This is a genomic window from Streptomyces sp. NPDC037100, assembly GCF_055606225.1.
In genome coordinates, this window is sequence record NZ_JBVJSX010000004.1 from 466391 (window position 1) to 487044 (window position 20654).

18 protein-coding genes are annotated in these 20654 nt (G+C 72.8%); 10 read left to right on the plus strand and 8 right to left on the minus strand.

The annotated features are described in order from the left end of the window. Positions 1-103 precede the first annotated feature (103 nt). A complete protein-coding gene (locus tag ACZ7EG_RS16345) occupies positions 104-337 on the plus strand; it encodes a ribbon-helix-helix protein, CopG family (RefSeq protein WP_471078237.1) in 234 nt (77 codons plus the stop codon). Here ACZ7EG_RS16345 and ACZ7EG_RS16350 read toward each other — a convergent pair. After that, the gene (locus ACZ7EG_RS16350; RefSeq protein ID WP_471078240.1) at positions 307-1758 is read right to left on the minus strand and encodes an NCS2 family permease; all 1452 of its coding nucleotides are present in this window, start codon (positions 1756-1758) and stop codon (positions 307-309) included. The two genes, ACZ7EG_RS16345 and ACZ7EG_RS16350, sit on opposite strands and share 31 nt — an antisense overlap. Positions 1759-1874: 116 nt before the next feature. On the opposite strand from ACZ7EG_RS16350, the gene ACZ7EG_RS16355 reads away from it, so the two are divergent. The 3 genes from ACZ7EG_RS16355 (at position 1875) to ACZ7EG_RS16365 (ending at position 5641) form a co-directional block, all read left to right on the plus strand. Further along, complete coding sequence (locus ACZ7EG_RS16355; RefSeq protein WP_471078243.1) at positions 1875-2150, plus strand: DUF2530 domain-containing protein; 276 nt, start codon at positions 1875-1877, stop codon at positions 2148-2150. Between the two features lie 118 nt (positions 2151-2268). Continuing rightward, a complete protein-coding gene (locus ACZ7EG_RS16360; RefSeq protein WP_471078246.1) occupies positions 2269-3114 on the plus strand; it encodes a class I SAM-dependent methyltransferase in 846 nt (281 codons plus the stop codon). Positions 3115-3247: 133 nt separating this feature from the next. After that, positions 3248-5641 (plus strand): HAD-IC family P-type ATPase, encoded by a 2394-nt coding sequence (locus ACZ7EG_RS16365; protein ID WP_471078249.1) that lies wholly within the window; start codon positions 3248-3250, stop codon positions 5639-5641. Here ACZ7EG_RS16365 and ACZ7EG_RS16370 read toward each other — a convergent pair. The 4 genes from ACZ7EG_RS16370 to ACZ7EG_RS16385 form a co-directional block, all read right to left on the minus strand. Next, entirely contained in the window at positions 5638-5883 is a 246-nt protein-coding gene (locus tag ACZ7EG_RS16370) for a hypothetical protein (protein ID WP_471078854.1), read from the minus strand. The two genes, ACZ7EG_RS16365 and ACZ7EG_RS16370, sit on opposite strands and share 4 nt — an antisense overlap. Positions 5884-5942: 59 nt before the next feature. Further along, positions 5943-6809, minus strand: a complete 867-nt coding sequence (locus tag ACZ7EG_RS16375; RefSeq protein WP_471078252.1) for a DUF5707 domain-containing protein — start codon at positions 6807-6809, stop codon at positions 5943-5945. Between the two features lie 187 nt (positions 6810-6996). Beyond that, positions 6997-10155, minus strand: a complete 3159-nt coding sequence (locus ACZ7EG_RS16380; RefSeq protein WP_471078255.1) for a sacsin N-terminal ATP-binding-like domain-containing protein — start codon at positions 10153-10155, stop codon at positions 6997-6999. Between the two features lie 123 nt (positions 10156-10278). Further along, the gene (locus ACZ7EG_RS16385; protein ID WP_471078258.1) at positions 10279-11205 is read right to left on the minus strand and encodes a DUF3027 domain-containing protein; all 927 of its coding nucleotides are present in this window, start codon (positions 11203-11205) and stop codon (positions 10279-10281) included. 272 nt (positions 11206-11477) lie between these two features. Here ACZ7EG_RS16385 and ACZ7EG_RS16390 point away from each other — a divergent pair, with 272 nt between their 5' ends. From ACZ7EG_RS16390 to ACZ7EG_RS16405, 4 genes are all read left to right on the plus strand, one after another. Beyond that, positions 11478-12911 carry an MFS transporter gene (locus ACZ7EG_RS16390; protein WP_471078261.1) on the plus strand — a complete coding sequence of 478 codons (1434 nt, stop codon included), beginning with the start codon at positions 11478-11480 and terminating at the stop codon, positions 12909-12911. Between the two features lie 96 nt (positions 12912-13007). Next, positions 13008-13481, plus strand: a complete 474-nt coding sequence (locus tag ACZ7EG_RS16395) for a DUF2771 domain-containing protein (RefSeq protein WP_471078264.1) — start codon at positions 13008-13010, stop codon at positions 13479-13481. Then, complete coding sequence (locus ACZ7EG_RS16400) at positions 13481-14287, plus strand: futalosine hydrolase (RefSeq protein WP_471078819.1); 807 nt, start codon at positions 13481-13483, stop codon at positions 14285-14287. Before ACZ7EG_RS16395 ends, ACZ7EG_RS16400 begins: the two co-directional genes overlap by 1 nt. Continuing rightward, the gene (locus ACZ7EG_RS16405) at positions 14277-15125 is read left to right on the plus strand and encodes a 1,4-dihydroxy-6-naphthoate synthase (RefSeq protein ID WP_471078266.1); all 849 of its coding nucleotides are present in this window, start codon (positions 14277-14279) and stop codon (positions 15123-15125) included. The genes ACZ7EG_RS16400 and ACZ7EG_RS16405 overlap by 11 nt, the downstream gene beginning before the upstream one ends. A 23-nt stretch (positions 15126-15148) precedes the next feature. On the opposite strand, the gene ACZ7EG_RS16410 is transcribed toward ACZ7EG_RS16405, so the two are convergent. Continuing rightward, on the minus strand, positions 15149-15532 hold the full coding sequence (locus tag ACZ7EG_RS16410) for a cold-shock protein (protein WP_003991106.1): 384 nt from the start codon (positions 15530-15532) through the stop codon (positions 15149-15151). A 164-nt stretch (positions 15533-15696) separates the two neighbouring features. Here ACZ7EG_RS16410 and ACZ7EG_RS16415 point away from each other — a divergent pair, with 164 nt between their 5' ends. Then, a complete protein-coding gene (locus ACZ7EG_RS16415; RefSeq protein WP_471078269.1) occupies positions 15697-15945 on the plus strand; it encodes a hypothetical protein in 249 nt (82 codons plus the stop codon). Here the strand turns inward: ACZ7EG_RS16415 and ACZ7EG_RS16420 are convergent. Both ACZ7EG_RS16420 and ACZ7EG_RS16425 read right to left on the minus strand, forming a co-directional pair. After that, a complete protein-coding gene (locus tag ACZ7EG_RS16420; protein ID WP_471078272.1) occupies positions 15924-16547 on the minus strand; it encodes an HAD family hydrolase in 624 nt (207 codons plus the stop codon). The two genes, ACZ7EG_RS16415 and ACZ7EG_RS16420, sit on opposite strands and share 22 nt — an antisense overlap. A 238-nt stretch (positions 16548-16785) precedes the next feature. Beyond that, positions 16786-17802, minus strand: coding sequence for a hypothetical protein (locus tag ACZ7EG_RS16425; protein ID WP_471078275.1), 1017 nt, complete (start codon positions 17800-17802; stop codon positions 16786-16788). Positions 17803-17954: 152 nt separating this feature from the next. Here ACZ7EG_RS16425 and ACZ7EG_RS16430 point away from each other — a divergent pair, with 152 nt between their 5' ends. After that, positions 17955-20501, plus strand: coding sequence for a helicase C-terminal domain-containing protein (locus tag ACZ7EG_RS16430; RefSeq protein WP_471078278.1), 2547 nt, complete (start codon positions 17955-17957; stop codon positions 20499-20501). Positions 20502-20654: the final 153 nt, after the last annotated feature.

Genomic DNA, 20654 nt, shown 5'->3' on the forward strand with positions numbered 1-20654 from the left:
AACGGCCGTGACGCCCGCCACTGAACCGTGACATCACTCATATGGGTGACACGGCGGCGGAACGCGCCCCGCCGCACCGAACGCTGCCGCGACCCTCATGCCCATGGGGACCAGTGTGCTCAGCCTGCGAATAGACCACGAACTGCTCGAACGGCTCAGGCACCATGCCGCGAAAAGGGGAACGAGCGTCCAGGACTATGTCGTCCGGACGCTCATTCGAGATGACTTCGACCAGCGTTTCCAGGCCGCCGTCGAGGAGACGGAGAGGTTCTACGGGTCACCCGACTCCGGCGACGAGGATCCGGATCAGGTCAGACCCAGCGCCGGCATCAGGTAGTAGAACGCGAACACCGCCGCCACCGCGTACATCGCCGACGGCACCTCCCGGCCCCGCCCGGCCGCCAGCCGCAGCACCACGAAGGTGATGAAGCCCATGCCGATGCCGTTGGTGATCGAGTAGGTGAACGGCATCATCAGCATCGTCACGAAGGCCGGGACGGCGATCGTGTAGTCCGCCCAGTCGATCTCCTTCACCGATCCGGCCAGGATCAGGAAACCGACCGCGACCAGGGCGGGCGTGGCCGCCTGGGACGGGACCATCGTGGCGACCGGCGTCAGGAAGAGGGCGACGGCGAAGAGACCGCCGGTGACGACGTTCGCGAGACCGGTCCGGGCCCCCTCGCCGACACCTGCCGTGGACTCGACGAACGCTGTCGTCGCGGAGGAGGAGCTGGCGCCGCCGGCGGCGACCGCGAGGCCGTCGACGAGCAGCACCCGGTTGATGCCGGGCATCTGCCCCTCGCCGTCGGTCAGCTTCGCCTCGTCGGAGACGCCCATGATCGTGCCCATCGCGTCGAAGAAGCACGACAGCAGCACGGTGAAGACGAAGAGCACACCGGTGAGCAGACCGACCTTGTCGAAGCCGCCGAACAGGCTGACCTGCCCGATCAGCCCGAAGTCGGGGCTGGCCACCGGGTTGCCGGGCCACTTGGGCGTGGTCAGGCCCCAGCTCGGCACCTTGGCCACCGCGTTGATCACGACCGCGAGGACCGTCATGGCGACGATCGAGATCAGGATCGCGCCGGAGACCTTGCGCACGATGAGCGCGAGGGTCAGCAGGACGCCCAGGACGAAGACGAGGACCGGCCAGCCGTTCAGGTGACCGTCGCCGCCGAGCTGGAGCGGGACGGTGGTCCGGGCGGCGTCCGGGATCCGTGAGACGAAACCCGCGTCGACGAGCCCGATCAGCATGATGAACAGGCCGATACCGATGGAGATGGCCTTGCGCAGCCCGTAGGGCACGGCGTTCATGACGCGCTCGCGCAGCCCCGTGGCGACCAGCAGCATGACCACGAACCCGGCGAGGACCACCATGCCCATCGCGTCCGGCCAGGACATGCGCGGGGCGAGCTGGAGGGCGACGACGGAGTTCACGCCGAGGCCGGCGGCCAGCGCGATCGGGACGTTGCCGATGACGCCCATGAGGAGGGTGGTGAGCGCTGCGGTGAGGGCCGTCGCGGTGACCAGCTGCCCGTTGTCGAGCTGGTGACCGTACATGTCCTTGGCGCTGCCGAGGATGATCGGGTTCAGCACGATGATGTAGGCCATCGCGAAGAAGGTGGCGAGACCGCCGCGGACCTCGCGGGGCAGGGTGCTGCCCCGCTCGGAGATGCGGAAGAAGCGGTCGAGTGCGCCGTACGTGCGCCCGGCTTCCGGCTGATCAGGGGCGGGGGCCTTGGCGGGAGCCGAGGAGGACATGTGTTGGTGTTTCCTACGAAGAGAAGTGGTCAGACACAAACCGTTTCAGTATGAACATATAAGGCCTCGTTCGGCCATCTCCGCGCGTAGACCTGATCGCCTCGTAAGCTGTCCCCATGGCGAAATGGACCCCCCGACACGAGGCGCCGGAGCCCCTGGAGGGCCCCGTGGTCGCCACCATCACCGGCGGCACCATCCTGTGGTTCGTCCTCTTCTTGGTCCAGCTCCCCTTCTACGGCTGGTTCGACGATCACGGTCACACCTGGTGGGTGTGGACCTGCCTGGCCGGTGGCGGGCTCGGCCTGATCGGCATCTGGTACGTCCGCAAGCGCGACGCCGCGATCAAGCGGGCGGCAGCCGAAGACCGCACGGCGACGCCCTCGGTCGACTAGGGCCTGTCCACTCTCCGCCGAGACACGCCCCCGCCCCCTCCCTACGCTCGTATGAGGCGGCGAAACGCTCGAAAACCGTCGGCGCGAAACCGCCGCCCGACCGGTGAGGAGCACAGCGATGACGACGCAGAACAGTACGGTCGAGGCCGACCGTGCCCTGAAGTCCAAGCACCGGGCGATGTGGGCCCAGGGCGACTACCCGTCCCTGGCCGCCGAGGTCATCCCCGAGCTGGGAGCGATCCTGGTCGAGGCGTGCGGAGTGCGCCCCGGCCTGCGGGTGCTGGACGTGGGCGCCGGCTCCGGCAACGCCGCGATCCCGGCGGCCCTGGCCGGCGCGGACGTGGTGGCCTCCGACCTGACCCCGGAGCTCTTCGAAGCCGGTCGCCGGGCGGCCGAGAAGCAGGGCGCGCACCTCACCTGGCAGGAGGCCGACGCCGAGGCACTGCCGTTCGGCGACGCGGAGTTCGACACCGTGCTGTCCTGCGTCGGCGTCATGTTCGCCCCGCACCACCAGCGGGCCGCCGACGAACTCGTCCGGGTCTGCCGTCCGGGCGGCACCATCGGGCTGCTGAGCTGGACGCCCCAGGGCTTCATCGGCCGGATGTTCGCCGTGATGAAGCCGTACGCGCCACCGCCCCCGCCCGGAGCCCAGCCGCCCCCGCTGTGGGGGGACGAGGACCATGTGCGCGCCCTCCTCGGCGACCGGGTCACGGACGTCAGCGCCGAGCGTCGCACGGTGAGGGTCGACCGTTTCGAGACGCCCGAGATGTTCCGCGACTACTTCAAGGAGCGTTACGGCCCGACCATCAGCGTCTACAAGAACCTCGCCGGTGAGCCCGAACGCGCCGCCGCCCTGGACGGCGCCCTGGTGGACCTCGCCCGCGACGGGGATCTGGGAACGGGCCCGGGCGCGACCGTCCTGGAGTGGGAGTACCTGCTCCTCACGGCCCGCCGGGCGGGCTGACGGCGGGCCCTGGCACCGTGGTCCGACGGCGTACAACTGCCCTACGACCACGGTCCGAAGTCCGTCCTTCCCAGGTCGGATCTTCACCACATTCAGCGGGTGAAGCGGCAAATCCGCACGTACCGTCGAATGCATGACGCATCTCGACGCGGGTGCCCGGCCCGACTCCGCACGGCCGGCGACGGTCACCTCCCGCGAGACCGGCCTGACCGGTGCTCAGGTCGCCGAACGGGTGGAGCGCGGGCAGGTCAACGACGTGCCGGTGCGCAGCAGCCGCTCCACCGTCGACATCGTCCGGGCCAACGTCTTCACCCGCTTCAACGCGATCATCGGCGTGCTGTGGCTGATCATGCTGGTGGTCGCGCCGATCCAGGACAGCCTGTTCGGGTTCGTGATCCTCGCGAACACCGGCATCGGGATCGTCCAGGAGTGGCGGGCGAAGAAGACACTGGACTCGCTCGCGCTGATCGGCGAGGTCAGGCCGACCGTGCGCCGTGACGGGGCGGCCGGGCAGGTCAGCACGTCAGAGATCGTGCTGGACGACCTGATCGAGATCGGCCCCGGGGACAAGGTCGTCGTCGACGGGGTCTGTGTCGAGGCGGACGGGCTGGAGATCGACGAGTCGCTGCTCACGGGCGAGGCGGACCCGGTCGTGAAACAGCCCGGCGACCAGGTCATGTCGGGCAGCTTCGTGGTGGCGGGCGGCGGTGCCTTCCAGGCGACGAAGGTCGGACGTGAGGCCTACGCCGCCCAGCTCGCCGAGGAGGCCTCGCGCTTCACCCTCGTCCAGTCCGAGCTGCGGTCGGGCATCTCCACGATCCTCAAGTACGTCACCTGGATGATGGTCCCGACCGCGATCGGCCTGGTCATCAGCCAGCTGGTCGTGAAGGAGACCGGCTTCGACGACTCCGTCGCCCGCACGGTCGGCGGCATCGTCCCGATGGTCCCCGAGGGCCTCGTCCTGCTCACCTCGGTCGCCTTCGCCATCGGGGTGATCCGGCTCGGCCGCAAGCAGTGCCTGGTGCAGGAGCTGCCCGCGATCGAGGGGCTGGCCCGGGTCGACACGGTCTGCCTCGACAAGACCGGCACCCTCACCGAGGGCGGCATGGACGTCACCGAGCTGCGGCCGCTCCAGGGCGCCGACGAGACGTACGTACGCAGGGTGCTCGGCGCGCTCGGCGCGTCGGACCCGCGGCCGAACGCCTCCCTGCAGGCGATCATCGACACCTACCCGGCGGTCGAGGACTGGCGCTGCACCGAGGCCCTGCCGTTCTCCTCGGCCCGCAAGTACAGCGGCGCCGCGTTCAGCGAGGGCGACGGGCAGTCGAGCCGATGGCTGCTGGGCGCACCCGACGTGCTGCTGGCGGAGAACGATCCGGCCCTGGCCGAGACCGGGCGGCTGAACGAGCAGGGCCTCAGGGTGCTGCTGCTCGCCCGGGTGGCGCGGGACCTGGACGATCCCGAGGTGGCGAGGGAGGCCAGACCCGTCGCCCTCGTCGTGCTGGAGCAGCGGCTGCGTCCGGACGCCGCCGACACCCTGCGCTACTTCGCCGACCAGAACGTCCGGGCCAAGGTCATCTCCGGCGACAACGCGGTGTCGGTCGGCGCGGTCGCCGCCAAGCTCGGCCTGTCGGGCAGCACCCTGGACGCGCGGCGGCTGCCCGCCGAGCAGGACGGGATGGCCGAGGCCCTCGACGGCGGAACGGTGTTCGGACGGGTCACCCCGCAGCAGAAGCGGAACATGGTGGGCGCGTTGCAGTCCCGCGGGCACACGGTCGCGATGACGGGCGACGGGGTGAACGACGTACTCGCCCTGAAGGACGCCGACATCGGTGTGGCGATGGGCTCCGGCTCGGAGGCGACCCGGGCGGTCGCGCAGATCGTGCTGCTGAACAACAGCTTCGCGACGCTGCCGTCGGTGGTCGCCGAGGGGCGCCGGGTGATCGGCAACATCACGCGGGTGGCGACGCTGTTCCTCGTCAAGACGGTCTACTCGGTGCTGCTGGCCGCCCTGGTGGTGTGCTCGCAGGTGGAGTACCCGTTCCTGCCGCGCCACCTGACCCTGCTGTCGACGCTGACCATCGGCATCCCGGCGTTCTTCCTGGCGCTCGCGCCCAACAAGGAGCGTGCGAAGCCGAACTTCGTGCGGCGGGTCATGCGGTACGCGATCCCGGGCGGGGTCGTGGCGGCGCTGGCGACCTTCGCGACGTATCTGATCGCCCGGGAGCACTACACGGGGGCGGGGGCGCTGGACGCGGAGACGAGTGCGGCGACGCTGACGCTGTTCGTCGTCTCGATGTGGGTACTGGCGATCATCGCCCGGCCCTACACGTGGTGGCGTGTCGCGCTCGTCGCGTCCATGGCCGGGGCGTTCCTGCTGGTGCTGGTCGTGCCGTGGCTGCAGCACTTCTTCGCGCTGAAGCTGGTCGGGATGACAATGCCGTGGATCGCGGTCGGCATCGCGGCGGTGGCGGCGACCGCCCTGGAACTCCTGTGGAGGTGGGTGGACCGCCGCTTTCCCGCTTAGCGCTCGGCTCCGGCGGTCCGGACTTCCGCCGAGTTCCGTCCGCGAGCCGTGTGTGGCCGTTCGCGCAGTTCCCCGCGCCCCTTACGGGGGCGCCGCTGCTTCACGTCGACGTAGTCGCCCGTGGCGTTGACGGCCGGGGTGGTCGTCGTGCCGGCGAAGCTGAAGCGCCAGCAGCCGTCGTACTGGGCGGTGGCGGTGGCCTTCAGGTTGCCGTACTGAGACGGCCTCGCCGGCCCCGGCATGGCTCCGGGACCGGCGGTGTCGTCGCTGGGGCGGTGTTATCGCCGTCGCTGGGGCGGTGTTACTGCACGTCGACGAAGTCACCCGTGGCGTTGACCGCCGGGGTGGTCGTGGTGCCCGCGAAGGAGTAGCGGAAGTAGCCGTCCGCCGAGGCGGTGACGGTGGTCTTCAGGTCGCCCGTGCTGTTGGACTTGATGGTCTTGACGGTGGTGTAGGTGTCGCTGCCCTTCTTGCGGAACTGCAGCTTCACCGACTGGTTGGTGTAACCGTGGTACTTGTTGTCCTCCCAGTTGGCGCGGGACAGCTTGCCGGTGACCGTGATGGTCTTGCCCTTCTTCACGGGCTCCGGCGAGGCGTTGACCGTCAGCTTGGAGGCCCGCTGGACCTTGGCCGTCTTGTAGGCCTCGCGGATCACGTAGTCGCCGTCGTTACCGGCAGCGGCGGCCCACACCTTCCAGGTGCCGGCCAGGATGTTGCTGTAGATGTTCTCGTTCGGGTCGGCGATCAGCGTGACCTTGCAGGTGGCGGTGGTCGCGCTGGAGTTGGTGCAGGTGCCGACCTGCTCGCTGTCCAGGCTCTCCGGCACGATCGCGCCGTCGGCGCTCTCGGTGTCCGGGCCGTGCCACAGCATCGCGAAGGCGTCCTGGATGCCCTCCGGGTCGGTGGCCGTCACGGAGACGGTGAAGGACTTCTTGACGGTCGTGCCGACCACGATGTTCTTGCCGCTGTTGACGGTCACACCCGTGATCTTGGTGTCGCCCAGGACCTCGTCCGCCGGAGCGGCGGCGGTGAACGGCGTGGCCTTCGAGGTGGACGGGACCAGCGACGCCAGGTTCGGCGTGTGGTTGTCCGCCTGCGCGGCCGGCACGGCAAGGGCGGAAAGGGCCAGGGCGCCGGTGACGGCGGCCACGGTGGCTCGGATACGCATACGTTCTCCAGGTGGAGAGGGGCCCCGGCGCTCGTCGTCGGCTCTCGGGGCCCAAGTGATCGTGGAGTCTGTTGACTCAAGTGATCAGATAGCCCAGTGGTGCGCATGGTTGTACGACCGGTGAAAAATTTGTGCGGGGATTTTCACCAACTGCTGTACGCCGCACCAGCCGTACCTCACGACCGGCTCAGTCGAACCACCGGTCCCGCGCCAGTTCGTCCGTGCGGGACGGGTCCTCCAGCAGGGCCGCCACCTCGAACCGCCGGGGCCACTGCCCCGCCGCCCACGCGAGCCCCGCGGCGACGCCCTCCAGGGTCGCGGCGTGCAGGACGCCGTCGTCGGTGAGCCGCCAGTCGATCTCCACGCCGTCGACGACGAGTTCCTCGTGCTCGACGTAGGAGGACGGGGTCTGCCTTCCGAGCAGCACCCGCACCGGCTCCGGTACGTCGTGCTCGGTGCCCTCGGAGGTGACCTGCCCGGTGACGGACTCGCTGAGCCGCCGCACCTGGAACAGCTCGGCCAGCTCGGCGGCGTGTGACGGGCGTACGGGAAGCAGCGGCACGCCCTCGGTGAACGGCAGCAGGTCGGGCGAGTCGCACACCACGGCGTCGGTCGCGTCCACGACCTCCACCCGGCCGTCGACGACGGCCCGCAGGTCGTCCGGCAGGGTCACCTGCTCGGGGTCCAGCTCGGCCAGCGCCCCGTACAGGGCGTGCAGTTGAGCGCCCGTCACCTCCCGCTCGGGGTCGGCGAGACGGTCGAGCAGCTCGGCGGCGCCGCCGGGCTCGTCCAGCAGCGCGGCGACGGACGTCCGCACCCCCAGCGCCCGCAGCACCTGCTCGTCCTCGAACCCGGTCGCGTCGGCCTCGTCGTACAGCCCGCGCAGCAGCGGGTCGCCGCCGGCGGCCCTGAGGCCGGCCGGGCGGCGGCCGTCGAGCACCGGGTTCCCGCGCAGCCACCAGGCGGTGTACGGCCGGACGACCTCGTGCGTCCCGTCCGGCAGCAGGATCCGCACCGGCTGCACGATCGCGTCCCTGAGCGGCGGCCGGGACAGCAGCGCCAGCGCCTGCGCCCACTTGTCCTCGTCCACGAGGTCCAGGTCCCGTACGGCGACGATCTCGGTGGCGACCGGCGGCACCGGGCTGTCCGGGAAGCGGTCGAGGACGTCCTCGCACCACACGTCGACGGCGTCCAGCAGGCCCGCGTCGTCGGGCTCGGCGAAGTCGCCCTCGCGGGGCTCCAGTTCGTCCGGGTCGAGGACGACGTCGGTGGCGCGGACGATCGAGAAGTCCACCAGGACACCGCAGGCGGCGAGCGGCTGCTCGCCCCACTTGCCGGCCAGTTCGGCGTCCACAAAGGCGAGTTCGCCCTCGCGCATGACCTGGGCGAAGGGCCCGCCGGGGAAGACGAGTTCGCACGCCGGGGCCGGTTCGCCGTCCTCGTCGGGCAGGGCGAGCGCGCCGAGCCAGGGCTCGTCACCGGGCTCGAGACCGGCGTCCCGCACCAGCGCGAGCACGGTGTCGGCCAGTTCCTCGGCGTCGAGGGAGTCCTCTTCCCAGTTCACGCCGCCCTCGTCGTCCAGGGACGCGGCGACGGCGACCCGCACCTGCGGGGTGGTGAGGATCGCCCGGGGCGTCGCGGGCAGGGCGCCGAGCTTCTCCAGGATCGGGTGGGCGGCGTCGGGGTGGGCGACCTTCAGACCGAGCCGGGCCAGCACCTCGGGGTCGATCCGCGCGGTCTCGGCGCCCGGCAGCAGGACCTGCCGGGGCCCGATGGTCGTCCGGCCTCCCCCAGTGCCGAAAGCCTGGGAGGTGCCCCCGGCGAGCGGGACGGGAAGGCCCGACAAGCGGTCCGGGTCGATCCCGGCCAGGCTGTCGTAGAGCCGCCGCCACCAGCCGGGTTCCTTCTCCAGACCGGCCAGCCGGTCGATCGCGTCGGTCAGCGGGACGCGGGCGACGCCCAGGGTCCGCAGCTCGGCGCGGCGCTCGAGACCGGCGGGCAGCAGCGTGGGCAGCACCTCGGCGAGCACCCGCACGGTGTCCGCACCCGCGCCCTCGACGACCTCGGCGTCGCGGGGCCGCAGCGATTCCGGCAGCTCGTCGTCCTCGCGGGGCGGGAGCGCGGGCGGCAGGAAGGAGGTCCGCGGCAGCCGCTGGAGGATCGCCTGGCGCAGGGCGCCGTCCAGCTCGCCCTTGCCGAGCGGGCCGGGCACGAGGTCGATGATCCCGGACGTCACCGGCCGCCAGCCGCCGAGGAGTTCGGCGTAGGCGTCGGCCGCGCGCTCGACGAGGAAGTCGGTCAGCGGGCCGGGGGCGGCGTGCCGGCGGGTGGAGTCCAGCGGGAACGAGGCGATGAGCAGGGCCGGGACGCCGAGCGGCTCGTCGCTGGGGGTGGGGGCGTGCACGACCGCGTCGGTGCGGGGCCGGGCCGGGCTGCCGTCGCTGTCCACGGGCACGGCCCAGGTGACGGACCAGTGGGGCCGCAGCCGCTCCTCGACGGGCCGGTCGGCGAGGAGGTCGGGGGTGAGGGGGCCGTGGGCGGCGGCGGTGCGCCAGTGGGTGATGCCGTGGGCGGAGTCGTCGACGACGGTGAAGGGCCCGTCGGTACGGCGGGTGAGGGTGCGCGGGCTCTCCCCGTTGATCTCGACGACCAGCTCTTCGAGTCCGGGGAGGGTGAGCAGCAGGGCGTCGTCGACGGCCCGCAGGAGACGCTCGGCGAGATCGGCGGCCGGGGTGTCCCGCAGAGGCAGGATGACCGCGGTGTCGTAGGGGGCGGGTGCGGTGCCCTCGGCGGCGTACGGCAGCCGCAGCAGGGGTACGTGCCCGTCCCGCCGCCGGACCTCGTCCCCGAGGCCGGGGCTGTGCCGGGCGGTCTCGGCGGCCAGTGCCCTGGCCTCGGCCAGCGACCACCGCACACCGCCGTACCGGCCGACTACGGCGGGCTCGTCGGTGACGGAGAGCACGGCGGCGAACCCGACGCCGAACCGCCCCACCGAGGACGTGTCGCCCGAGTCCCGCTTGGCCGACGCCCGCAGTGTGGACAGCGACTCGACCCCGGCCGCGTCCAGCGGGGCGCCGGTGTTGGCGGCGACGAGCACGTCGTCGCGCAGGGTGAGCCGCAGCCGCCCCGGCACTCCGGCCCGGGCGGCGGCGTCGGCCGCGTTCTGGGCGAGTTCCACGACGAGCCGGTCCCGGTAGCCGCCGAGGACCAGATCCTCCTCGGCGTTGGCGTCCTCACGGAACCGGGCGGGGCTGGTGGCCCAGGCGTCGAGGACACCGCGCCGCAGACGGGCGGTACCGAACGGATCGGCCCCCTCGGCGGCGGGCCGCACGAACTTGCTGCTCACGTTCCGTTCCTTCTCCTCGTGGACGTGAGGAGAAGGTACCGCTTGGGGAGCGGACGGCGTGCGCCCGCCCGGCGCGGGCGGCCGGACGGGCGGTGACGTGAAGGACGGGGGCGCGGCCGGCCGCTACGAGTGCCCCAGTTCCTCCGTGTCCGCGTCCGCCGTCGGTGTCACCGAGCCCGAGTCCGAGGCCGGGCGCAGCGGGAACGGGTCGACCCTGGTCTCGTCGATGACCGGGGCGGGCGGCTGGGGCGGGCGGGGCATGACCGCGGCCTCGGAGTGGCCGCCGCAGCCGTAGGCGAGGGAGACCAGGCGGCCGTCGGCCGGGGAGAACTCGTTGGCGCAGGCGCCGAAGGCCTGGCCGAGGGAGCCGCCGATGGGGACGAGGAAGCCGCAGCTGACGCAGGCAGCGGGGGCGGACTGGGCCATGGGGGTCTTGGGGCCGAACGCCTCCTCCCAGCGGTCGGCCGCGCTGTGCAGGCCGTAGCGGGACAGGACGCGGGCCCGGCGCATGCCCAGTTCCTCGGCGACCGCCGGGATCGAACCGCGCAAGGGCGGGACCGGGTAGCCGGCCGGGGAGTCCGCGGTGAGGTCCGCGTCCTCCGCCTCCACCAGGTCGGCCATCTCGTGCGACACGGGGGACTTCGGCGCCGGCTCGTCCTCGCCCGAGTAGCCCGGCTCCAGCCGCAGGTCCTCGGCGTCGGTGGGCAGCAGATCGCCCGGCCCCATGTCGCCGGGCCGGAGCCGCTCGCTCCACGGCACCCACTCGGGCGCCAGCACCGCGTCCGGTCCGGGCAGCAGCGCCGCCTCGTCCACCGTGACGATCTTCGCCCGGGAGGCCCGGGCCACCGTCACGGCCCAGCGCCAGCCCCGGTACCCGAGCTCCCGGCACTCGAAGAAGTGCGTGACGACGCGGTCTCCCTCGGAGACCAGCCCCGCGTGCTCGCCGACGATTCCCGGCGCGGCGGCCTCCTCGGCTGCGGCGCGTGCGAGGTCGACGGCCTCGGCGCACAGACGGTCAGGGGTGCGGCTTCGCGTTGTCGCTGCGCTCACAGGTATCGCTTCTCTCCATACGCCGTCTCACGAGTGCGCCACTCCCGGCGCGGGGGCGGACGGAGCGGACCGGGGGACCGCGTCGACATCCTTCATCCATTTTGCGGGATGGCTGAGATACGCACGCTACCCTTCCGCCCCACGTCGCGTACACCGACGGTCCTGTTGCACCGCCCACCGGCCCCCGAGCCGCAGCCCCGGACAGTCACCCCACAGGCCCTATACAAGCGGTAATGGCACTACCCACGGCCTTATCGGGGCACTATGACGTCGTGGCAGCCGCGAAGACACCCCCGGGCGCCACCGGGACCGGTGGGTCGAAAGGGGTCAAGGGAAGTATCCGACCGGGCGGACCGGGCCGTCTGGGCGGCTCCTTCCGTGCGGTCGGCCGTGCCCTGCACTTCCCCGTGACCGGCACGGCCCGCGGCATCCGCAAGGCCACCCACGCGCACGGCGCCGGCGAGTCCGGCCTCGGCAAGCTGATCGAACTGCACGGCGTGAACGGCGCCGGCGACGTCATGATCACCGTCGCCCTGGCCTCCACCGTCTTCTTCTCCGTGCCCACCGACGAGGCCCGGGGCCGCGTCGCCCTGTACCTCGCCATCACCATGGCGCCCTTCACCCTCCTCGCACCCGTCATCGGCCCGCTCCTCGACCGCATCCCGCACGGCCGCCGCGCCGCGATGGCCGGCGCGATGCTGGCCCGGGCGCTGCTCGCGATCGTCCTGTCCGGCGCGGTCGTCAGCGGCGGCCTGGAGCTGTACCCGGCCGCGCTCGGCGTCCTCGTCTCGTCGAAGGCGTACGGCGTGGTCAGAAGCGCCGTCGTGCCCCGGCTGCTGCCACCGCGGTTCTCCCTGGTGAAGGCCAACTCGCGCGTCACCCTCGGCGGCCTCCTCGCCACCGGCATCGCCGCGCCCATCGGCGCCGGACTCCAGCAGATCGGGCCGCGCTGGCCGCTCTTCGGCGCCTTCGTGCTCTTCGTGGCGGGGACGATCCTGTCGTTCACGCTGCCGTCGAAGGTCGACTCCGCCAAGGGCGAGGACCGCGCCCTGCTGGCGGCGGACGAGCAGCACCTGCACGGGCCGCACCGGCAGCCGGTCAAGCGCCCCGGGCTGCGCACGGTCGGCCCGGCCGTCACCCACGCCCTGGCCGCCAACGCCGCCATCCGCTGCCTGACCGGGTTCCTGATCTTCTTCCTGGCGTTCCTGCTGCGCGAGCACCCGGTCTCCGGCCAGAGCGCCGCGGTGTCCCTGGGGATAGTGGCCGTCTCGGCGGGCGTGGGCAACGCGCTCGGCACGGCCGTCGGGGCGTGGCTGCGCTCCCGGGCGCCGGAGATCATCATCGTCGTGGTCGTGGCGTGCGTGGCGGGCGCGGCGATCACGGCCGCGGTGTTCTTCAGCGCGGTCATGGTGGCCGCGCTGGCCGCCATCGCCGGGTTCGCGCAGGCCCTGGCCAAGCTCTCCCTGGACGCGCTGATCCAGCGGGACGTGCCCGAACTCGTCCGGACGTCGGCCTTCGCCCGCTCCGAGACGCTGCTGCAGATGTCCTGGGTGCTGGGCGGCGCGATCGGCATCGCGATGCCGCTCAACGGCACGGCCGGGCTGGCGGTGGGTGCCGCGATCGTCGGCGTCGGGTGGCTGACGACCGTGCGGGGGCTGATCGACTCGGCCCGGCGCGGGAGCCCGGGGCGGGCGCGGGTGGCGTAGGGCCGCGCGGGACGGCGTAGGGCCCTTCTGATGGATCTCCCGGGGAGCCGTACCCCGCGTGGGCGGTCCGCTGCACGGGCCCGATAGCCTTCGCCCATGAACACGTTGCAATCCGTTGTGCGACGCCGCCGCGCCGTCGCCGTCGCCGGCGTCGTATCCGCCGGACTGCTCGTCCTGTCGGCCTGTGACAAGCCGACGCCGATGGCCACGGTCACCGTGGGCAGCGACTCGGTGAACTCCGAGGCCACCTGCGGCGGCGAGGGCGACGCCCTGAAGCCGTCCGATCTCGCCGGGTGCCTGAAGAACAAGGGCATCAAGACCATCTCCGTCGACCCCGACGAGACGGTGCGCTTCGGGGTCGACCCCGAGATCGCCGACGAGGGCTGGACGATCCTGATGAACGGTCAGCCGCTGACCGACTCCAGCACGAAGACCTACCGCACGATTCCGGGCAGCGTGTTCTTCAACGCCCAGTACGGCGCGCAGGGCAACTCGACGCTGGTGTCCATCAAGGAGGGCGACAAGGACGCGTCCGGGCTCTGGAACTTCAAGCTCAAGAAGGACGCCTGATCGCTGCCGCTGGGCTTGGCGTTCTGGTGGCCACCGCTGTTCCTGTGGAGAGGGACGCGGTGGCTGCGGGCCTTGGGGTGTTGCCCCAGGGGCCCGATGACACGGTGCTCGGCGCCGCCGGCCGTGCCCACCCTCCCCCGAGCTCTCGGCTCCGCTCGAGCAGGGGGGACCCCCATCGCCCCAGCGGAACGACTGCCCACGGCGGTGACGGGCACTCGCTCGACGTGATCGCCGTCGGAGTGGGGCCCGCGCTCGCCGCCGCCTCCACCGCCTCCGCGCTCACCGCCGCCGCCCTGCGGGGCACGCCCTACGGCCTGGTCGTGTCGGCCGGGATCGGGGGCGGGTTCCAGCCCGAGGCGCCCGTGGGGTCGCTCGTGGTCGCCGACGCGATCGTCGCGGCGGATCTGGGGGCCGAGACCGAGGACGGGTTCCTTCCGGTGACCGAGCTCGGGTTCGGGACCGTCAGGCACGAGCCGCCGGCGGATCTCGTCCGGCGGGTCGCCGAGAGCGCCGGGGCCAGGACCGGGGCCGTGCTCACCGTGTCGACCGTGACCGGGACGGCCGCCCGGGCCGCCGCGCTGCGGGAACGGCACCCCACCGCCCTCGCCGAGGCCATGGAGGGTTTCGGCGTCGCCGAGGCCGCCGCCGCGCATGGAGTGCCCGTGCTGGAGATCCGGGCGATCTCCAATCCCGTCGGGCCCCGTGACCGCGCCGCGTGGCGGATCGGTGACGCCCTGGCAGCCTTGACGGAGGGGTTCGGGAAGCTCGCGCCCGTACTGGAGGGTTGGAACCGGCATGACAGTTGAGCAGCTGCAGATCGCGTACTCGCCCTGCCCGAACGACACGTTCGTCTTCGACGCCCTGGCCCACGACCGGGTCCCGGGCGCTCCTGCCCTCGACGTGACCTTCGCCGACATCGACATCACCAACGGCATGGCCGAGCGGGGCGAGTTCGACGTGCTGAAGGTGTCGTACGCCGTGCTGCCCTACGTCCTCGACGACTACGCCCTGCTGCCCTGCGGGGGCGCGCTGGGGCGGGGCTGCGGGCCGCTGGTGCTGACGCGGGAGGCCGATGTCGACCTGGCCGGCCGAACCGTCGCCGTGCCCAGTGAGAAGTCGACCGCCTATCTGCTGTTCCGGCTGTGGGCCGCGGACACCGTGGCCGACGGGGTCGGCGAGATCGTGGTCATGCCGTTCCACGAGATCATGCCGGCGGTGCGGGACGGCAAGGTCGACGCGGGCCTCGTGATCCACGAGGCGCGCTTCACCTACGGCCAGTACGGGCTGCACAAGCTCGCCGACATGGGCGAGCACTGGGAGAACACCACCGGGCTGCCGATCCCGCTGGGCGCGATCATCGCCAAGCGTTCGCTGGGCGAGCAGAAGCTGCGGCTGCTCGCCGACTCCATCCGGACGTCCGTGCGCGCCGCCTGGGACGATCCCGAGACGTCCCGGCCCTACGTCATGGAACACGCCCAGGAGATGGACCCGGCCGTCGCCGACCAGCACATCGGGCTGTACGTCAACGAGTTCACCGCCGACCTCGGCGAGGACGGCTACGCGGCCGTACGCGGGCTGCTGACCCGCGCGGCTGCCGAGGGACTCGTACCGCCCCTCGGCCCGGACGCGCTGCGCTTTCCCTGAGGCTCAGACGTCTTCCCCGCGGCTCAGACGTCCAGCTGGTCGGCGACCGCGCGCAGCAGGCCGGCGATCTTCTTGCCCGCGGTCTTCTCGGGGTAGCGGCCCCGCTCCAGCATGGGCGTGATGTTCTCCAGCAGTGTCGTCAGATCCTGGACGATGGAGGCCAGCTCGTCCGGCTTCTTGCGGGTCGCGGCGGCGACGGACGGGGTCGGGTCCAGGATCGCCAGGGACAGCGCCTGGTCGCCGCGCTGTCCGGCGACGACGCCGAACTCCACTCGCTGACCCGGCTTGAGCGTCTCGACTCCGGCGGGGAGGACCGAGGAATGGACGAAGACGTCGCCGCCGTCGTCACGGGAGAGAAAGCCGAAGCCCTTCTCGCTGTTAAACCACTTGACCTTGCCGGTAGGCACGTCTGTCCTCGTCCTCGTACTCGTCGGAAAACTGCTTCTGGAAACGGCTCTTGATAGCACTCGGGCGGGTCGTACGGACCCGCCGGTACCAAGGCTAATGCTCTTGCAGCCGGTGACAAGACGTCACCCGGTTGTTCCTTCGCGCTGGGAACTACCCTGGTCGGGTGAGTGACAAAACCCAAACGAATTCCGCCGCTCCCGGTGACCGCCTGGTCCGGGCCGGAGCCGTCGTGTTCTTCATCGGCGCCCTGGCCACACTGGTCACGGTCGCCCCGCTGTTGCTCGGGACGACTCCCTTTCCGACGTACATGTTCGGATTGAGCATGCTCATGGCCGTCGGATTCCTGATGGCCGGCGCGGGAGTGCTGTGTTCCGTGGCAGCGGGCCGGCGTCAGGCGCGTGCGGGACGGTAGTCCGAAAGCCACCGCGGGAATTCGGTCAGATCCGTGAGGACGACGTCCGCGCCCGCCGCGCGCAGTTCCTCCGGCGGGCAGGGGCCGGTGGCCACCGCGACCGAGAGGGCTCCGGCGGCCCGGGCGCCGCGGACGTCTCCGACGTGGTCACCGACGTAGACGCCCGCGTCGTGCTCGCGCAGGGCCTCCGCCTTCTGCTCGGCCCACAGGTCGCCGATGACGGCGTCGGGCTCGATGCCCAGGTGGGCGAGGTGCAGTTTGGCGTTGGGCTCGTACTTGGCGGTGACGACTATCGCGCGTCCGCCGGCCTCCCGTACGGCCGCGATGGCCTCCCGGGCGCCGGTCAGCGCCGGGGTCGCGGTGATGGCGATCGTCGGGTACATCTCCCGGTACAGGTCCGCCATGGCCGCGATCTCCTCGGCCGGGAACCAGTTGACCAGCTCCTCGGCCAGCGGCGGCCCGAGCCGCGTGACCGCCAGGTCGGCGTCGACGTACGTGCCCGTGCGCTCGGACAGCGCCTGGTAGCAGGCGCGGATGCCGGGCCGGGAGTCGATGAGGGTCATGTCGAGGTCGAAGCCGACGGTGAGTGCCATATGGGCCATTGTGCCCAGGCGGTGTGAACGGCAGACGTCCGGCTGTGACCGGCGGACGCGCCCCGGGGGCCCAGGTCGTGTCCGCAAAGTCCCGCCTGCCCCACGACGCCTGGCACGCACTCTCGCCGCACCGGACGAAGACCCAAGTACGTCCAGTACGAGGGGCTCCGCCCGGCACGCCGAGAGCACGCACCAGACGCCGCGGGGCCCGCCCTCCGGGCGGACGACGGGACTTTGCGGACACGACCTAGCGCGAGCGCTGTGAGCGCCACACCAAGAACAGCGCCGATGCCACCGCCGCGCCCCTGACCACCCACGGCCAGGTCTCCGACACCGCCGCGTTCATGTGGCCCTCGGCGATCGGGGTGCCCCAGCGGCCGTTCATCCGGCCCCACAGCCAGACCAGACCCCCCGCCACGGAGAGGCCGGGCAGGATCACGACCGCCCACTTGGTCTCGGCCTGGGTGAGGCGGCGGGAGGCGTAGGCGATCAGCCAGCCGAGCAGCAGGACGAACCAGTTGCCGAGCGCGGCACCGGCGACGAGGAGGCCGGCGGCGATCAGGAGCAGCGGATTGCTCCAGTTCCCGGCGGGGAGGCGCGCGAGACGGCGGCGGCTCCCCTTCCCGGTCGCGTCTGCCGCGTCCGCTGCGTCCGCCGCTTCCACGGCCGCGGCCGTCTCCACGGCGTCCGGCCTCTCCCGCTCGGCCTTCCGCTGCGCCGGCGGCTTCAGCAGGTCGGGCAGCTCCACACCGCCCACGAAGCCCGGCACCTCGTCGCCCACGCCGAAGGGGCCGCTCTCCACCCGCCACCAGTCCGGCTGGAGCGCGCTGTCCCCGAGCTCGTGCCCGGCGGCCAGATGCGGCGGGGCCGCGCCGTCGGAGGGCGCGGGGTGCGGGTCCTCGGCGGGCCGCGCCGGGCGGGGGCGCGGTACGACGCGCCTCATGACGCCCTTCGCCCGCTCATCCCGCTCCTCCGGCTCGGTTTCGCGCTGCACCGGGACGGAGGCGGGGGCCGGGCTGTACGGCTCACCGGTCGTGCCGCCCGCCGCCGCGGTCACGACGTCGTCGGGGCTGCCCAGGCGGGACAGGATGCGGCGGACGGCGGCGGGCGAGTCGACGGTGGCCTTCGAGCGGCGCTTGTCGATCTCGTTGCGCAGGTCCGCGACCAGACGCATGCGGGTGGCCGACGACAACTGCCGCTGCTGGGCCACGTCGCCGACGCGGCTCAGATACTCGTAAACGACCTGGTCGCTCTCAATCCCCACGAAGTCCCCTCCGGGGCGGGTGCGTTGCGTGACGCCGTCGCACGACGGTACCGCGAGTGCCCTCGGAGCGGCCAAAAGCCCGTCCCGCGTACGGGGGCGAGGCGGCGCACGGTCGGCCCGGCCGCCGCGGGTGACCCGCTACCGTGGACCGGATGAGCACCGAGGACAGGCCCCCGGCCCCCCGCTCCCTCGCGGAAGCGCTCCGCGCGCGGGGCGATGCTTCGCTGGGCGCGCTCCTGCGCAGCCGCCCGGATCTCATCACGCCCGTCCCCACCGACCTCACCCAGCTCGCGACCCGCGCCGGCACCCGTGCCTCGGTGGTGCGGGCCCTGGAGCGGCTCGACCGGTTCGCGCTGCAGACGGCGGAGGCGCTGGCCGTGGCGGCGGACCCGGCGACGTACGGCGAACTGCTCGGGCTCATGGCCGGGGACGACGCCGATCCGGCCGTGGTCGCCGCCCTGCCGCACGCCGTCGGCCTGCTGCGCGAGCAGGCCCTGGTGTGGGGCGACGACGACCGGCTGCGGCTGGTCCGCACGGCGCGTGAGCTGCTGGCACCCTCGCCGCAGCACCCCTCGCCGACCGGGCTCGGTCCGACGGTCCAGGAGGCCACCGCCGGGATGTCCCCGGGCCGGATCCAGGAGATCGTCGCGGCCGCCGGACTGGCCTCGACGCACGACTCGGTCTCCGCGGTGACCGCCCTGACCGGGCTGTTCACCGACCGGTCCCGGATGTCCGCGCTGCTCGCCGACGCCCCGGCCGACTCCCTCGACGTGCTGGAACGCCTGGTGTGGGGGCCGCCGTACGGGCAGGTCACCGCCGATCCCGCGCCCCGGCTGCGCTGGCTGCTGGACCGCGGACTGCTGCTGCCGACGGCGCCCGGCACGGTCGTCCTGCCGCGCGAGGTCGCCCTGCACCTGCGGCGGGGTCTGGCGCACCGGGCGGCCGAGCCGGTACCGCCGGTGGTCGAGGCGGCCGCCGTGCACCGTCCACAGGTTGTGGACAGCACCGCGGCCGGGCAGGCGTACACCGCGCTCGCGACCGTCGAGGAGCTTCTGAAGGACTGGGACGAGGGCGGACCCGCGGTGCTGCGGGCCGGTGGGCTGAGCGTGCGGGACCTGAAGCGGACCGCCGTAGCCCTCGACGTGCCCGAGCCGACGGCCGCGTTCTGGGTGGAACTGGCGTACGCGGCCGGTCTGATCGCCTCGGACGGCGAGGCCGACGAGCGGTACGCGGCGACCCCCGCCTACGACGAGTGGCTGGAGCAGCCCGCCGCGGAGCGCTGGTCGCGGCTGGTCACGGCGTGGCTCGCGGCGACCCGGACGGCCGGTCTGGTGGGCGGGCGGGACGCCAAGGACCGGACGTTGTCGGCGCTCGGGCCGGGCCTGGACCGCTCGGCGGCGCCCGAGGTACGGCACCGGGTGCTGGCGCTGCTGGCCGGGCTGCCGGAAGGCGCAGCGCCCGCCACCGGGTCGGTGCTGGCCCGGCTGCGCTGGGAGCGGCCCCTGCGCGGCGACCGGCGCGAGGACGACCTGCGCGGCCGGCTCGCCGAGTGGGCCCTGTCCGAGGCGGAGCTGCTGGGTGTCACGGGCCGGGGCGCGCTGTCGGCCCAGGGCCGGGCACTGCTGGGCGCGCCCGCGGCCCCCGCGGCTGCCGCGAAGAGCCCGGAAGCGGAGCCCGCAGGGCCGGGCGACAAGCTGCCCGTCCACCACCACCGCACCGCCCCGCCCGCCCCTCTGCCCCCGGCCGAACAGGCCGTCGCCTCCGCCGCCGCGGCCCGGCTGCTCGCGCCGCTGCTGCCCGAACCGCTGGACCACGTGCTGCTCCAGGCCGACCTGACGGCGGTGGCGCCCGGGCCCTTGCAGCGGCCGCTCGCGGACATGCTGGGCGTGCTGGCGGACGTCGAGTCCAAGGGCGGGGCGACCGTCTACCGGTTCACGCCCGGCTCGGTGCGGCGGGCGCTGGACGCCGGTCAGGCCGCCTCCGACCTGCACGCCTTCCTCGCCGCGCACTCCCGCACGCCGGTGCCGCAGCCGCTCGCGTACCTGATCGACGACGTGGCCCGCCGGCACGGCCATCTGCGCGTCGGCGCGGCCTCGGCGTACGTGCGCTGCGACGACGACGCGGTACTCAGCGAGATCCTCGCCGACAAGCGGGCCGCCGGGCTCGGGCTGCGCCGGCTCGCGCCGACCGTGCTGGCCGCCCAGGCCGACCCGGCGGGGCTCCTGGAAGGCCTGCGGGCGATGGGTTTCGCGCCGGCCGCCGAATCCGCCGAGGGTGACGTGCTGATCACCCGCGCCCTGGCCCACCGCACCCCGCCCCGCACCCCGCCCGAGCCGGTCCCGGACGGCCCGCCCGTCCCCGACGACATCCTCCTCGCGGCCGCGCTGCGCGCCATCCGGGCCGGTGACCTCGCCTCCACCACCCCGCGCAAGCCGGGTGCGGCTCCGGCGGCCGACGGCGAACTGCCCCGCACCGGCGCCGCCGAGACCCTCGCCACCATGCAGGCCGCCGTCCTGACCGGCGAGGCCCTGTGGATCGGCTACGTCAACGCCGAGGGCGCCGCCAGTCAGCGGGTCATCGCCCCGATCCGCGTCGAAGGCGGCTTCGTCACGGCGTACGACCACACCGCGGACGAGGTCCGTACGTATCCGCTGCACCGGATCACCGGGGTCGCCGAACTCGCCGACGACGCGGGCTGACGGCCCCGCGCGGGCCGCGTCACCCGTTCGGGTGCGTGCGGGCGTTCATGCACGCCACGCCGGGGATTTCCCACGCTCGGGCGACCTTCCCGGGCGTGCCGCATCACGCCGTGTGCGCGGGGGCAGCCACCGGGTGTCCTGTGAGCCGCTCCG